11 protein-coding genes are annotated in these 13,506 nt (G+C 68.6%); 3 read left to right on the top strand and 8 right to left on the bottom strand.

Translation table 11 applies throughout. The features are described from left to right. Positions 1-19 precede the first annotated feature (19 nt). Positions 20-1,045 (bottom strand): iron ABC transporter substrate-binding protein, encoded by a 1,026-nt coding sequence (locus tag ACXAID_RS01745; protein WP_475020451.1) that lies wholly within the window; start codon positions 1,043-1,045, stop codon positions 20-22. 166 nt (positions 1,046-1,211) lie between these two features. Here ACXAID_RS01745 and ACXAID_RS01740 point away from each other — a divergent pair, with 166 nt between their 5' ends. Both ACXAID_RS01740 and efeB read left to right on the top strand, forming a co-directional pair. After that, positions 1,212-2,132 carry an EfeM/EfeO family lipoprotein gene (locus ACXAID_RS01740; RefSeq protein WP_475020450.1) on the top strand — a complete coding sequence of 307 codons (921 nt, stop codon included), beginning with the start codon at positions 1,212-1,214 and terminating at the stop codon, positions 2,130-2,132. Beyond that, positions 2,129-3,430, top strand: a complete 1,302-nt coding sequence (gene efeB, locus ACXAID_RS01735) for an iron uptake transporter deferrochelatase/peroxidase subunit (RefSeq protein ID WP_475020449.1) — start codon at positions 2,129-2,131, stop codon at positions 3,428-3,430. Before ACXAID_RS01740 ends, efeB begins: the two co-directional genes overlap by 4 nt. Here the strand turns inward: efeB and ACXAID_RS01730 are convergent. From ACXAID_RS01730 to ACXAID_RS01720, 3 genes are read right to left on the bottom strand one after another with little or no spacing between them, the layout of a single operon-like run. Next, a complete protein-coding gene (locus tag ACXAID_RS01730; RefSeq protein WP_475020448.1) occupies positions 3,408-4,154 on the bottom strand; it encodes a class I SAM-dependent methyltransferase in 747 nt (248 codons plus the stop codon). The two genes, efeB and ACXAID_RS01730, sit on opposite strands and share 23 nt — an antisense overlap. A 23-nt stretch (positions 4,155-4,177) precedes the next feature. Continuing rightward, entirely contained in the window at positions 4,178-5,578 is a 1,401-nt protein-coding gene (locus ACXAID_RS01725; RefSeq protein ID WP_475020447.1) for a mechanosensitive ion channel domain-containing protein, read from the bottom strand. After that, a complete protein-coding gene (locus ACXAID_RS01720; RefSeq protein WP_475020446.1) occupies positions 5,575-7,641 on the bottom strand; it encodes an adenylate/guanylate cyclase domain-containing protein in 2,067 nt (688 codons plus the stop codon). The genes ACXAID_RS01725 and ACXAID_RS01720 overlap by 4 nt, the downstream gene beginning before the upstream one ends. 342 nt (positions 7,642-7,983) lie before the next feature. On the opposite strand from ACXAID_RS01720, the gene ACXAID_RS01715 reads away from it, so the two are divergent. Beyond that, positions 7,984-10,002, top strand: a complete 2,019-nt coding sequence (locus ACXAID_RS01715) for an alkaline phosphatase family protein (RefSeq protein WP_475020445.1) — start codon at positions 7,984-7,986, stop codon at positions 10,000-10,002. 70 nt (positions 10,003-10,072) lie between these two features. Here the strand turns inward: ACXAID_RS01715 and ACXAID_RS01710 are convergent, their stop codons facing one another. From ACXAID_RS01710 to ACXAID_RS01695, 4 genes are all read right to left on the bottom strand, one after another. Continuing rightward, complete coding sequence (locus ACXAID_RS01710; protein ID WP_475020491.1) at positions 10,073-10,687, bottom strand: VldE C-terminal domain-containing protein; 615 nt, start codon at positions 10,685-10,687, stop codon at positions 10,073-10,075. Positions 10,688-10,795: 108 nt separating this feature from the next. Further along, positions 10,796-12,016, bottom strand: a complete 1,221-nt coding sequence (locus ACXAID_RS01705) for an MFS transporter (protein WP_475020444.1) — start codon at positions 12,014-12,016, stop codon at positions 10,796-10,798. 80 nt (positions 12,017-12,096) lie between these two features. Further along, on the bottom strand, positions 12,097-12,426 hold the full coding sequence (locus ACXAID_RS01700) for a cupin domain-containing protein (RefSeq protein ID WP_475020443.1): 330 nt from the start codon (positions 12,424-12,426) through the stop codon (positions 12,097-12,099). A gap of 53 nt (positions 12,427-12,479) precedes the next feature. Beyond that, entirely contained in the window at positions 12,480-13,313 is an 834-nt protein-coding gene (locus ACXAID_RS01695; protein WP_475020442.1) for a hypothetical protein, read from the bottom strand. Positions 13,314-13,506 lie beyond the last annotated feature (193 nt).

Here is a 13,506-nt window from a genome sequence, read left to right as displayed (position 1 = left end):
CAGCGGCCGGGATCAGCACCTACAGCAGACCGTCCTGGGTCATCATGTCCGACACCGCCTGCGCGTTGAGGTCGGACGGGTTGACCGCCGGTGCCTGCAGTTCGGCCAGCGGGACCAGGGCCGGGTTGGCGGGCACGCCGCTGCCGACCGGGTATTCGAACGAGGTTCCCTTCTCGAGCACTTCCTGGCCGGCCTTTCCGGTGACGAACTGCAGGAACTGCTGGGCCTGGTCCTGCTTGTCGCTACTGGCCAGAATGCCGCCGCCGGAGATGCTCACGAAGGCGCCGGGATCCTGGTGACGGAAGTAGTGCAGTGCGGTGTTCTCGCTGATCTCCTTGGTCTCCGCCTGATCGCGGAACCAGTAGTAGTGGTAGATCACCCCGCCGGCGACCTCGCCGTTGTTGACCGCGCGCAACGTGGTGATGTTGTTGTCGTAGATCTTCGCGTTGGCCTTCATGCCCTCCAGCCACTGCTGGGTGACTTCTTCGCCTTCGAGTTCGAGCAGCGCGGCCACGATGGCCTGGAAGTCCGCCTTGGCCGGCGGCGCTCCCCAGCGCCCCTGCCACTCGGGTTGCTGCAGGTCGAGCATTGAGGTCGGCAACTGCTCGGGAGTCAGCATGTCGGTGTTGTAGGCGAACACGGTGGCGCGTGCGGCGACACCGGTCCACTTGCCGCTGGAGGGGCGGTACTGCTCGGGAACCTGGGCGGCGATCTCGGGGTTGATGTCGGCGAACAGGCCCGCCCGCTCGACCGCGGCCATCGCCGGGGAGTTCTCGGTGAGGAACACATCGGCGGGTGAGGCGTCACCTTCGGCGACCAGCTGGTTGCCCATCTCGGTGTCGCCGCCCTGTCGGTAGGTCACCGCGATGCCGGTCTCGGCGGTGAAGGCCTCGATCCACTCCTTGGTCAGCGACTCGTGCTGGGCGCTGTAGATCAGCAGCTCATCACCGTCGCCGGAGCCCGAGCAGGCCGCGGTTCCGAGGGCTGCGGTGAGGGCGATGACGGTGCCGATTCGGCCGGCGATCCGGCTCCAACGCGTGCGCATGCAGGCTTCCCTTCCCGCGTCCCGACCGACCCGGACGCTGTAGCAAACCCTAGCCTAACCGGGGTGGGCCCCCGAGGGACTAAGGTCACCTTTATTTAGGTGGGGCTATCCTCAGTCGGCGCAAGGCGGCTAACCTGCGTTGCGACCCGAACAAGGAGGTTTGTACATGAGGCGGCTTTCTGCTCTGCCTGTTTCCGCGCTGGCCCTGGGACTGGCGCTGGCCGGCTGTTCCAGCTCCGAAACCGACACCACGGCAACGGAATCCAGCGACACAGCATCCGAGACCACGCCGTCCGCGGCCCCCGACCCGATGGTCGCCGAGGCCGCCGAGGAGTACCAGGCGTACGCCGTCGACCAGTCCAACCAGCTGGTCGTCGTGGTCAAGACCTTCACCGATGCCGTGCGGGCCGGTGACCTGGAGGCCGCCCAGGCCGCCTACGCGCCGTCGCGGGTGCCGTGGGAGCGCATCGAGCCGCTGGCCGGGCTGGTCGAAGAGATCGACGGTGTCGTCGACTCACGTGTCGACGACTTCGCCGGGGTCGACGATCCGGAGTTCACCGGCTGGCACCGCCTCGAGTACCTGCTGTTCGACCAGAACACCACCGAGGGCGGCGCGGAGTTCGCCGATCAACTCGACGCCGACATCGCCACGCTCAACGAGCAGATGCCGACGCTGGAGGTCACGCCGTCCGATGTGTCGGTCGGTGCCGCCGAGCTGATCGAAGAGGTCTCCGAGGGCAAGATCACCGGTGAGGAGGACCGCTACTCCAAGACCGACCTGTGGGACCTCAACGCCAACATCGAGGGTTCGCAGGCCGCGGTCGACGCCCTCACCCCGGCGCTGCAAGAGGCCGACCCGGGCCTGCTCGAGCAGATCGAATCCGGGTTCGCGGAGATCAACGCGACCCTGGACCCGCTGCGCACCAGCGACGGGTGGGTGCTGTACTGCACCGAGAACGATGAGTTCCCCTCGCCGCGCTGCCCCGAGGTGACCGTCGACCAGCAGACCGTCGACACCCTCAAGGCTCAGCTGGCCGGCCTCTCGGAGAGTGTCGCGCAGATCTCCGGTGCGCTGAACCTGCAGTGACCGGGAACCCGAAGCGTTCCGGCCTGAGCCGGCGCCACTTCGTCACCGGGGCCCTGGGCACCGGTGCCGCGGTCGGTGTCGGCGCCACCCTGGCCGGATGTTCGGCGCCGGAGGGAGAGCCCGCGGCTACCCCTCCGGCGCCGCGCTACGTCGAGTTCGCCGGTCCGCACCAGGCCGGAGTCACCGCCGTCCCGGTGCCCAACCAGGGGCTGATGGCGGCGTTCACCGTCATCGCCGACGGCCGGGAGCAGCTCGCGGCGACGCTGGCCGAACTGACCGACGAGATCCGGGGCCTGATGTCCGGGCGCCCGCCCGAACAGCGCAACCGGGCTTACCCGCCGGTCGATTCCGGCATCCTGGGCGAGGAACCGCCGCCCGACGACCTGTCGGTGGTGGTCAGTGTCGGTGCGTCGCTGTTCGACGACCGATTCGGGCTGGCCGATCGCAAGCCCAAAGAGCTGGTCGAGATGCCGTTCCTGGCCAACGACCGGCTCGACCCCCAGCTGTCCCACGGTGATCTGCTGCTCACCATGGAAGCGGGCCACGTCGACACGCTGCAGTTCGCGCTGCGTCAGTTGATGCGCCGCACCCGCCGGCACCTGGTGCTGCACTGGATGATGGACGGCTACTCCCGCGGGGCAGGAGCGGTCTCACACGCCGCCACCCCGCGAAACCTGTTGGGCTTCAAGGACGGCACCGCGAACCTGGACAGTGAGGACCAGGCCCTGATGGACCGCTACGTCTGGGTCGGCCCCGATGACGGCGAGCCCGCATGGGCGGTCGGCGGGTCGTATCAGGCGGTGCGGATCATCCGGATGTTCGTCGAGTTCTGGGACCGGACCCGGCTCGTCGAGCAGGAAGAGATCTTCGGTAGGGAGAAGATCAGCGGGGCGCCGCTGGGGATGACCGACGAGTTCGCCGAACCGGACTACGCCGAGGATCCCGACGGCAAGCGGATCCCGTTGGACGCCCACATCCGGCTGGCCAACCCGCGCACCCCGGAGACCGAGGACAGCCTGATCCTGCGCCGCGGCTTCTCCTATGTGCGCAGCTTCGACGGCGCCGGCCGGCTGGATCAGGGGTTGGCCTTCGTGTCCTATCAGCGCAGCCTGGAACGCGGTTTCCTGGCGGTGCAGAACCGGCTCACCGGGGAACCGTTGGAGGAGTACATCCTGCCGGTCGGCGGCGGGTTCTTCTTCGCCCTGCCCGGCGTCGAGAGCCCGGACGAGTTTCTGGGTGAAGCGTTGGTCGGTAAACCCAACCGGCACAACGGGTCTAGACCCGAACAGCCTCGATGACGATCGACGGCGGGAACATCAGGTAGTCGTTCCAGAAGTCGCCTTCGTCCGCCCCGTCCGGGGCGGGGGACACCTCCGGAAGGTGCACCCTGACATCGTCGAACCCGGCGTCACACAGCGCGGACTCGTAGGCCTGCACCGGCAGGTAGTAGTTCTCGATGACCACGCTCGAGTCCCCGGCGTTCAGGGTCAACTCGATGGGTGCGCCGTCGAAGACGCTGTCCGCCAGCGCAACCCGGAACCCGTACTTGCCGTAGTCGGGAACCCGATCGAAGGTGTACAGGGCGGGGTTGGTGGTCAGGGTGACCAGGCGGCCGCCGGCCGCGACCCGGCTGGCCAGGCCACGGCACATCTGCGCCAACTCGGCGCGGTCGCGGGCGTACACCAGCAGGTAGGCGGCCACCACCAGGTCGTGGTGCGCTCGCGGCACCACGGTCCGCGCGTCGGCGACGGCATAGTCGATGCCCAGCGGCTCGTGGGCCTCCTGCTTGCGCGCCAGCTCGATCATCCTCGCCGAGATGTCGAAGCCGGCCACCGCCGCGCCGGAACGACGCAGGATGCGGGTGAAGTGCCCGGAACCGCAGGCCGCGTCGAGCACGCTGCGCCCCTGCACGTCACCGATGCGGCGCAGGAACGTGTACTCCTCGATGCGGGTCCGCACCGGCCTGGCGGTGCTCGCGGCATACCGCGCAGCGGTGTCGTCGGCGTCGTAGTCGGTGGGCATCTCGGCTCCTCGCGGGGGTTGGGCTAGCCGTTGACGCCGGCGGTCAGGCGGCGCAGGCTGGCCCGGCGCTCCTCGATGACCCGGCCGATCTCCCGCATCAGCAGCGGCCGGCGCAGCACCAGCGACTCCATGCTCTCGCGGCCGATCCAGGCCACGGTCAACTCCTCCACGGCGACGGCGTCGGCCTTGACGGCCTCCCGTGTCAGCGCCGTCTGGCCCAGGAACTCACCGCGCTCCAGCGTGCGGATACCGACCACCCCGTCGTCGGATGTGACCTCCAAGCGCACCTGTCCACTGATCACGAACATCATCCGCTCGGGTACCGTGCCGTGTTCCTGCACGGTCTCGCCGGCGCCGAAGCGAACCACCCGCAGGTGCTCGCGCAGCACCTCCTGGTCGGTGCGGCCCAGGTGCAGGCTGCGGCCGACCACCCGCAGCGCCTCATCGGCGATCAGCGGCGGCGGGAACTCGTCGGCGACGTCGTCGAGCTTGAGTTCGTCACGCCGGGCCGCGTACCAGATCCAGCGCAGAAACGTCGACCGGGCTTCGGCGTCGTCGGCCGGTGAATGCAGCGGAATCGTGGTCGTGTAGTCGCCGGTGGCGCCGGTTCGGGTGATCGGCTCGCCGTCGGCTCGCAGACAGGGCAGTTGCCGCGCTGTGCGGGTGAGCATCCGACACACCGCGTCGGGAGGATCTCCGGCCGAGAACTTGGTGACGATGTCGATGGAGTGCTCGTCGCGGGGCAGGCTGAGGTTGATGAACCATTCGGTGGCCAGCAGCGAATTGGGCAGCACGTAGATGCCGTTGCCGGAGTCCAGATGGGTGGCGCGCCAGTTCACCTCGACCACCCGGCCGCCGTCGATCCAGCGGGTGGCGACCCAGTCACCGGTTTCGAAGGGCTGCTCGAACAGCACCAGCAGCCCGGAGATGACCTGCCCCACCGAGTTCTGCAGCGTCAAACCCAGCACGATCGAGCCGATGCCCAGCGCGGTGAACAGTCCACCGACGTTGGCGCCCCAGATGAACGCGAAGATCAGCCCCACACCGACGGTGATCAGGATGAACCGGGCGACGTCGAGGAAGATCGACGGAACCCGCTTGCGCCAACTGCCCTCGGGCGCGCTCTGGAACACCGTCGCGTTCAGCCCGGACAGCAGCAGCACCAGCACGACGAAGCCGAGTACCGTGGCGACCACCCGGACCGGGGTCGCCTCGGCACGAATCTCGCTGGCTTTGAGCAGGAGCAGCAGCAGGGCCGCCAGCGGCAGGATGTAGTTACGCACCAGAGCCACTGGTTTGGCCAGAAAACTGTTGCGCCGCAGCAGCGCGTTGTGCACCTCGGTGAGCACCACCAGCGACACCGGCAGCGCCACCGCGATGGCGATCGCCCACCAGAACCACGGCGCCGAGAAGCTGTCGGTCATCGTCGCTCCCCGTCGAGCCGGTAGAGGCGCTCGACCCGGTCACTGACGACGATGTCGCCGTCGGCGGTGAAGTCCCGGATGTCGCGCATCGCCTGATAGACCACCTCGGTGACATAGACACCGGCCTCCGGCGGTGTCTTGTGCACCTGGTACGCGACGTTGACCGCAGAACCCCAGATGTCGTAGACGAGGTTGGACTGGCCGAGCAGCCCGCTGGTGACCGTCCCGGTGTTGATCCCGGCCCGCAGCCGCAGCCGGTGACCGGTCTCGGCGTTGAACCGGTCGATGATGCGTTGCATCTCCACGGCGAAGTCCACCGTGCGGCGGGCGCTGTCGAGCCGCGGAACGGTCAACCCGGAGCTGGCCAGGTACCCGTCGTGCAGAGTGCGGACCCGCTCGACACCGAGATCCTCTGCCGCTGAGTCGAATTGGCGGACCAACTGGTTGACCACGCCCAGTGACTCCTCTGCGGTCAACCGTTCGGCGAGCTCGTCGAGCCCATCGACGTTCGCGAACACCACCGTCACATCCCGGTGCTCCTGGGCGATGTTCTGCTCACCCTCACGGTAGCGCTCGACCACCGGTTCGGGCATCAGCGACAACAACAGGCGGTCATTCTCGGCGCGCTGCTCGTTGAGTTGGCGTTCCTTGGTCTGCAGGTTGCGGCTCATAGAGTTGAAGGCAATGGTCAGATCGCCGAACTCGTCACGGGACTTCACCGGCAGCTGCACGTCGTAGTCGCCGGCTCCGATCTGCTCGGCGCCTGCCTCCAGCCGCCGGATGGGGCGAACGAACACCCGGGCCAGCAGCAGCGCGGCGATGCACACCACCAGGATGATCACCACGGTGGACAGCACCAGGGTGCGGGTGAACGAGGCAACCGGCGCGAACGCCTCGGACACATCGATCTTGGCGACCAGCACCCAGTTCAGGCCCGCGGTCTGCACCGGTGAATATGCCTGCAGGGTGCGGCGACCCTCGTAATCGTCGGTGATCAACGTACCCGTCTCGCCCTGAAGGGCGTTGGCGACCGCGTCGGTGTCGATCGGCTGCACCAGAATGGTGGTACCCAGCCTGATGGCGTCGTCGGCCACCTCGACCGGAGTTCCGGCCGCCACCACGTCAGCGCGGTAGGCGTCGGGGTCCTCCATGAACAACCGCGACTCCGAACGCATCAACAGATCCGGGCCGACCAGGATCGTCTCACCGGTCCCGCCCAGCCCGGCGCCCTGCCAGTCCCCGTTGAACGTCATCCCCCGGTTCAGGTTGTCCAACGGCAGCGCCAGCGCCATCACGCCCTGGACGTTTCCCGGCGGACCGATCGGGGAGACCATCCAGGCCGTCGGCATCCCGCTCGGCTGGTAGGTGTCATAGTCGCGGACGACCACCTCGTCGAGCGAGTTGGAGTTCATCGCCTCCTTGAACGCCTCGGCCAGGTTGCTGCCCCGGTACGGTCCGTACTGGATGTTGGTGCCCAGGTCGATGCCTTTGCCGACGCTGTAGACCACGTTGCCGCGGGCGTCGATCAGCAACGCATCGGTCGAGTGCTGGCGTTTGATGATCTGCCGGAAGAACTCGTTGTACCGTGCGTTGGCCGCCGACCAGGCGCTGCCGTCGCCGGCGTCGTCGAGGTTGATCCCGCCGTCGGGCTGCTCGGCTCGAAGCGTGTAGGTGGCCTGCAGGTAGCGCTGAGAGTTGGACCGGGGCAGCAACGCCTGGACCCGGGCCTGGGCGGCATCGCGGTCGGCGTCGGCGTCGGACTCGCCGTAGTTGCGCTCGTAGTAGTCAACGAGGGCCTGCTGCTGCTCGGGCGCGATGTCGGCGTCGCGCAGCTCGTCGTAGCCGGTGGTGAAAGCCGCGATCGCCTGCTCGGCATCGCTGCTGCGGGTGTAGACCACCATCGAACTGGACAGGTCGCGCATGGCCTTCTCCAGCATCCGGGCCTGCGCACTGCGGATCAGGGTCAGCTGCTCGAACACCGATTCACGCAGTGACTCCCGGCCGGACTGGAATCCGATGGCGCCGACCACCGCCACCGACAGGACGCTGGTCAACAGCAACATCAGCAGCAGCTTGGACTGGATACTGATGCGTCTGACTCGCCGTCTGGTCTCCGGCACAGCTGGCCCTTCCGTTCGCCTTCGATTCCCCAGCGCTCGCACTGGAGAACGGCAGCGTCACGGACCACTCACGCAAGCGGCGCTCGCGCCAGCCTACCTGGGCGGGCAGCCCGTTTCGGTGGCCCGCCCGCTGCCGCGGGTCGGCGGATCGGACAGGTCGGCGGATCGCCGGGCCCGGTTGCGACGAAGTCGCCGATTCGTGGCCGGACGGCCACGTCGTGGGCGTAGCTTTACGGCGCGGCAAACTGCCGTGTGGTGCCGGCCAGGCGAGCCCGAGGAGTGCCCGTGAGCCACGCAAAGTACATCGGTCGGGTAGGCGGGTTGGCGATCGCCCTGGGTGTCGGCCTGGCGGTGGCGAGCGGTACCGGTGTCGCCGCCGCCGACACCTCGGACTCCTCGGGTGCCGGCGAGACCAGTCAGGCGGCGGCGAAAACCCCGAAAACCCCGAGGAATGCCTCCGACCGCCCGGAGACCGGGCCGGACAGGTCCTCGCGGCAGGGGGCTTCGGTGTCGTCGGGTACCGACTCGGACGCCAGAGACAGCGATGCCGACGAGGCCGACGACCAGGGTGACGTCAACACCGACGACACCGACGACCTTGATGATGCCGATGTCGACGATGAAGCCGTTGATGTCGATGACGTCGGCACCGAGGGCGTCGACGGTGAAGCGGGCGACGAGGCCGGCAACGATCTCGACGCGGCCGCCGGCGATGTCGCCGCCGGAACGCCCGAGACGGTCGCGGCCGCCACCCGGGGCGACGAGGCCGATCAGCCCGAGATCCCGCAGACCCCCACCGAGCCCGCGGCCAGCCTGACGACGGCCGGCGTCGCGGCCTCCCTGCCGACCACGGCCGACTCGGCCCCGGACCTGCCCGCGCCCAGCCCGATGCCGGTGGCGCTGGCGATGCTGGCGGCCACCCGGGACGAACTCGAGCGCACCACGACGCACAGCACCGCCAGCGCGGTGATCCCGCCACAGATCGAGTTGCTGGCCGACCCCTCACCGAACGTGCTGGTGATCGGGGTGGACGGGACCAACCTCAGCAGGGTGCTCGACAACGTCGCGAACACCAACTTCTTCAGCCTCATGCAGGGCGGCACCACAGCGCCGGCGAGCATCGTCGGGCACACCACCATCTCCAACCCGTCGTGGACCGCCATCCTCACCGGAGCGTGGGGTGAGCGGACCGGGGTCATCAACAACGTGTTCACCCCGTGGACCTACGACAGCTGGCCGACGGTGTTCACCCAGCTCGAGGGTTTCAACCCGCTCATCCAGACCACCTCCATCGCGAACTGGGACGTGATCTCCGGAATCGCCGGCGCCGGCATGATCCCGGCCGACGACATCGTCGACATCGCCCAGATCCCCGGTGACACCAACTGGCTGCTGACCGACGACGCCGTCGGTGACGCCACCGAGCTGGCCGTGGCCGCCGCCGACCCGTCGGTGCCGAACTTCATCTTCAGTTACTTCGTGGGCGTCGACGAGAACGGGCACATGTACGGCGGTGCCTCACCGCAGTACGCCGCCGCGATCCAGAACATGGACCGCAACCTCGGCGAGATCATGCAGGAGGTCGAGGCGTGGGAGGCGATGACCGGCGAGCAGTGGATGATCCTGGTGGTCACCGATCACGGCCATCAACCCCAGCAGGGTTTCGGGCACGGCTTCCAATCACCCGATGAGACAGCGACATTCGTCATCGCGGAGAACCCGGATATCTTCGCCGCCGGAGCCATCAACCTGCGGTACCAGATCGTCGACGTCACACCGACGGTGGTGACCCTGTTCGGCGGCACCCCGCCGGCCGACTCCGACGGCGTGTCGCTCACCACGCTCGACGACAGCAATGTGTTCCCGATCAACGACGAGGCGCTGCGCGGGGCGCTGCAGGACGCGATCGGCATGTACGGCTACCCCGACATCCTCACCGATGTGGCGCTGGGGATCCGCACCGTCGCGGCCACCGTGCCCTACCTGGTCTACGGATTCCGCGAAGACATCACCGCGCAACTGCAGCAGATCGCCGATCAGGGCATCTTCCTGATCAGCCCACTCGCCGGACTGGCCATCGTCCCGGTCCGGCTCGTCGCCGACCTCACCTATGTGGTGACCAACGTCGTCGCGCAGAGCGTCGCCCGACTGACCGGAGTACAGGGCGCCAGCATCTTCCCGCTGTGGCCGCCGGCCCCGCCGTCGGTCGACAGCCCCGAGCCCAGCAACGTGCTCGACGCGCTCGCCTGTGCCGGCGGGGGCGACCCGGCCGGCGATCAGGCCTGCGAGGCCATCGCGGTCTGACCGCCCGAGCCGCCCGCCACCCGCGAGTGCGTAGCCGCGGAACGCGATCGCGGCCGCGGGATCGGCCGGGCTATTTCTGCATCGAGCTGATGAAGTACGTCTCGTCGCCGCTCGGGTAGCCACCGCCGATGGTGGCGATGTGAATGTGGTCGAAGTGGTTGAGCGTCTCGTTGCCGTAGTCGGCGGTCCAACTCGGCGCGCCGATCCCCGGATAGAAACCCTGCCGCCAGATCACGTGCAGCACACCCCAACGCTCCGCGTTGGCCAGTGCGTACCCGGCGATCTGGTTGCCCAACTCGATGCCTTCGTCGCTGTGGTAGTTCGGGATCATCACGTCGATCGCCAGACCGTTGGGATGCCACTTCAGCGGATCCTGCCGGTAGCCACCGATCGTGGTGATCTCGGGGAACAACGCGCTGATCGCCCGGGCGGCCCAGATCGTCTGGATCTGCAGGCCGCCCTCGGGCGCGACGCCCGCGGGCAGCGCGAAGTCGAAGACCCGCCCGTCGACGGGTGCGCTGGCCGCCAACAGTTCCGCCTCGGAGGCCCGGACACGTTCGGGCTGCTCAGCCGCTTCGGCGCGTTGCGCGCCCGCTGGCTGCGCCGTGGCCGGACCGCTTGCCGGGGCGCTGTTCTGGGCGTAGAGCATGCCGCCCGAGACGACCAGAGACACCGCCACCGCCATCCAGCGGCCGCGGCCCTTGGCCAACACGTCTCTGCGCACGCACTGCACCTTAGTGCCGCCCGCCACCCGGTCGGTCGGCTTTGCTGCCAATTGCGCCCGGCGCGTCGCTCAAGCCTGGGCCGCCGCGGCGGTCTGCGGCTCGCGCTGACGGCGCCCGAGCAACAGGAACAGCGCCCCGCCGAGCAACGCCGCACCGCCGGCGAAGGTCAGGAAACCGTTGAAACTGTCACTGCCCTGTAGTGAGCGGCTGAGAATCAGCGCGCCCAGCGCCGAGGACACCCCGATCGCCGCCGACAGCACCGACAGCACGGTGCTGTAGATGGTCAGGCTGAAGCGCCGTGACACCAGGAAGGCGATCACGTCGCCCTCGGCGCCCCAGGCCGCACCCAGACAGCACACCGCCACCACCAGCACCGTGAAGCCGTCCCACGGCGACGCCAGCAGCAGACAACCCAGACCCGGCAGCGCCATCGCCACCGCCGCCACCAGGTGCGCGGGAAAACGGTCCAGGGCCACACCACAGACGAACCGGCCGACGATCACCGCGCCGGCGAAGGCGGAGATCAGGGTGGCGACCGCCGCACCGTCCGACACCGAGTCGCCCAGCACCACACCGAGCTGCGTGGTGGTGACCGAGTGGTACAGATTGCACAGCAGAACCCCGCCCAGCAGGATCCAGAACACCGGGATGCGGCCGATCACCCGGTAGACACCGATCCGGCCACCATCGGAACGGCCCTCGCCGTCGGTCGGCCGGGCCGACGGGACCAGGACAAGTGCCAGGGCGCCGACGACGGTGATGGTCGCGGCGATCGTCAGGCATCCCGCTCGCCAGCCGTGGGTGCGATTCACCCAGTCCAGCACCGGCGCACCGACGGCGCCCAGCAGCGGCGGACCCGAGATGGCGATCGCCAGCGCCAACCCGCGGGCGTGCTGGAAGCTGGTGGCCACGATGCGGCTGTAGATGGCCGGAGTGGTCGTCACCCCGAGCGCGATGACGGCGACGTTGATCGCGAAGTACTGCCAGATCGGGCCCGTCATCGCCGCGTAGGCGACCCAGCATGCCGGCAGCCCCACCACACCGATCACCGCGACCCGGCGCACCCCGAGCAGATCGGTGAGCCGACCGTAGAACGGGAGAAACACGAAGGTCAGCAGGGTGATGACGCCGGTCAGCGCGAAATCGGCGCGACTCCAGCCGAACGCCGCCAGGAACTGCGGCGCCATGGCCGCGTTGGTGTAGGCGGCCAGGCTCAGCCCGGCGCTGAGGCCGGCGGTGGCCGCCGCCAACGGCTGCCAGTGGGTGCGGAGCTCTGCGAGGTAGGTCATCGGAACTCTTGCTTAGCACACCTTGGTTCTGCCGCAGTGCGTCCGGCAGCCGGCTGAACGGCTCTGTCTCGACCGGGTGGCTAGGGCAGCTTGGCGACGGTGAGCAGCAGCGCCGAATCCGCCAGCGCGACCAACGAGTGGCGGCTGTCGGGCACCTTGAGCAGGTCGCCGGCCCGGGCGTCCCACTGCTCGTCACCGGCCGACATCCGGACCGAACCCTTGATCACGTAGACCGTGGCCTCCCCGGGATTCTCGTGCTCACCCATCTCGGCGCCGGCGACCATCCCGATCACCGTCTGACGCAGCACCTTCTCGTGGCCGCCGACGACGGTGTCGGCGGCATTGCGGTTGTTGGCGGCAGCGCTCTGCATCTGCTGGCGGGCCAACGCTTCGATCGACACCTTCTGCATGACTGCCATTCGATGCCCCCGGACATTGCCTCGTCAACCACGCGGCGGCTGGGTCAGAACGGCTGCACCCGCGTGACGCTCACCAAGGCGCCGTGTCCGGTCGCGTCGTTGGTGAACCGCAGCTCCGAACCGGTCGACACGATGGTCCAGCCGAGCGCCCGGTAGGTGCTGGCGGCCAGCGTCGTCGGAGCGGCGGCACCCAGGTTGCCGTCCACCCAGGAACCGGTGCCGTCGGTGTTGATCCGCACCCCGTGGTAGGGCCCGCTGCCGTCGGCGTGCTGCTGCCAGTTCCCGCCGGCGGTCTGACACCCCACGAACGTGGTCTCCACCATGCACTGGGTGTCACCCGAGGTGGTCGCCACCGCGACGTACCCGAACTGGTTCGGCGGGATCGTCACCACATCGGCAGAGGGCACCGCGGCAGGCAGCTGCGCCGTCGAACGAGCCAGCGCCGGCGTCTGATAGGACGCCAGGGTGAACCCGTACCCGGTCAGCGGCTCCAGATCCTCGGACTCTCCGGACGGCGTCCAGATGGCCAGCGGCCGACCGTCCACGACCGTCTTCGCCACGTGCGGCGACGGCGCCCACGACAGCATGGAATCCATCGACTCCACCGAGTCGAAGTGGTCGAAGTGCACGATGCCGTCCCCGTCGTGCGGCACACAGGAGCTGCCCGACAGAACATGGCGGGTGCCCGAGGCGATCTCGGTGTCGTCGAGGCACACGGCGTCCTGCCATTGCTCGACGGTTCCGGTCACCGGTTGTGCCGCCGCGGCGTTTGCCGTGCCGTCCGGTGCCGACGGCTGCGAGCAGCCCACCGCCACGAAACCCGCACATACCGCGACAGCAGCGCTGAACAGCGCGCGTTTGCTCCTGACCGATTTCATGGGCGTGAATGTAGCGGCGGGCGCCGAAGGGTCCGGCGCGACGCGCCGAGCCGGGTCCGGACCGTGACCAAGGGGCGGTCTGGGCCGACCCATGCGGCGGGCGGTTGGGTAGGCTGCGCCAGAAGGGTGCGGTGCCGCGATACTGATAGCCGGATACCGACGGCCAGCCGATGGTCACCGGCCCAACGCGAGC

Source organism: Mycobacterium sp. ABE4_509 (assembly GCF_056160785.1).
This window is presented reverse-complemented; position numbering and strand designations above follow the sequence as displayed.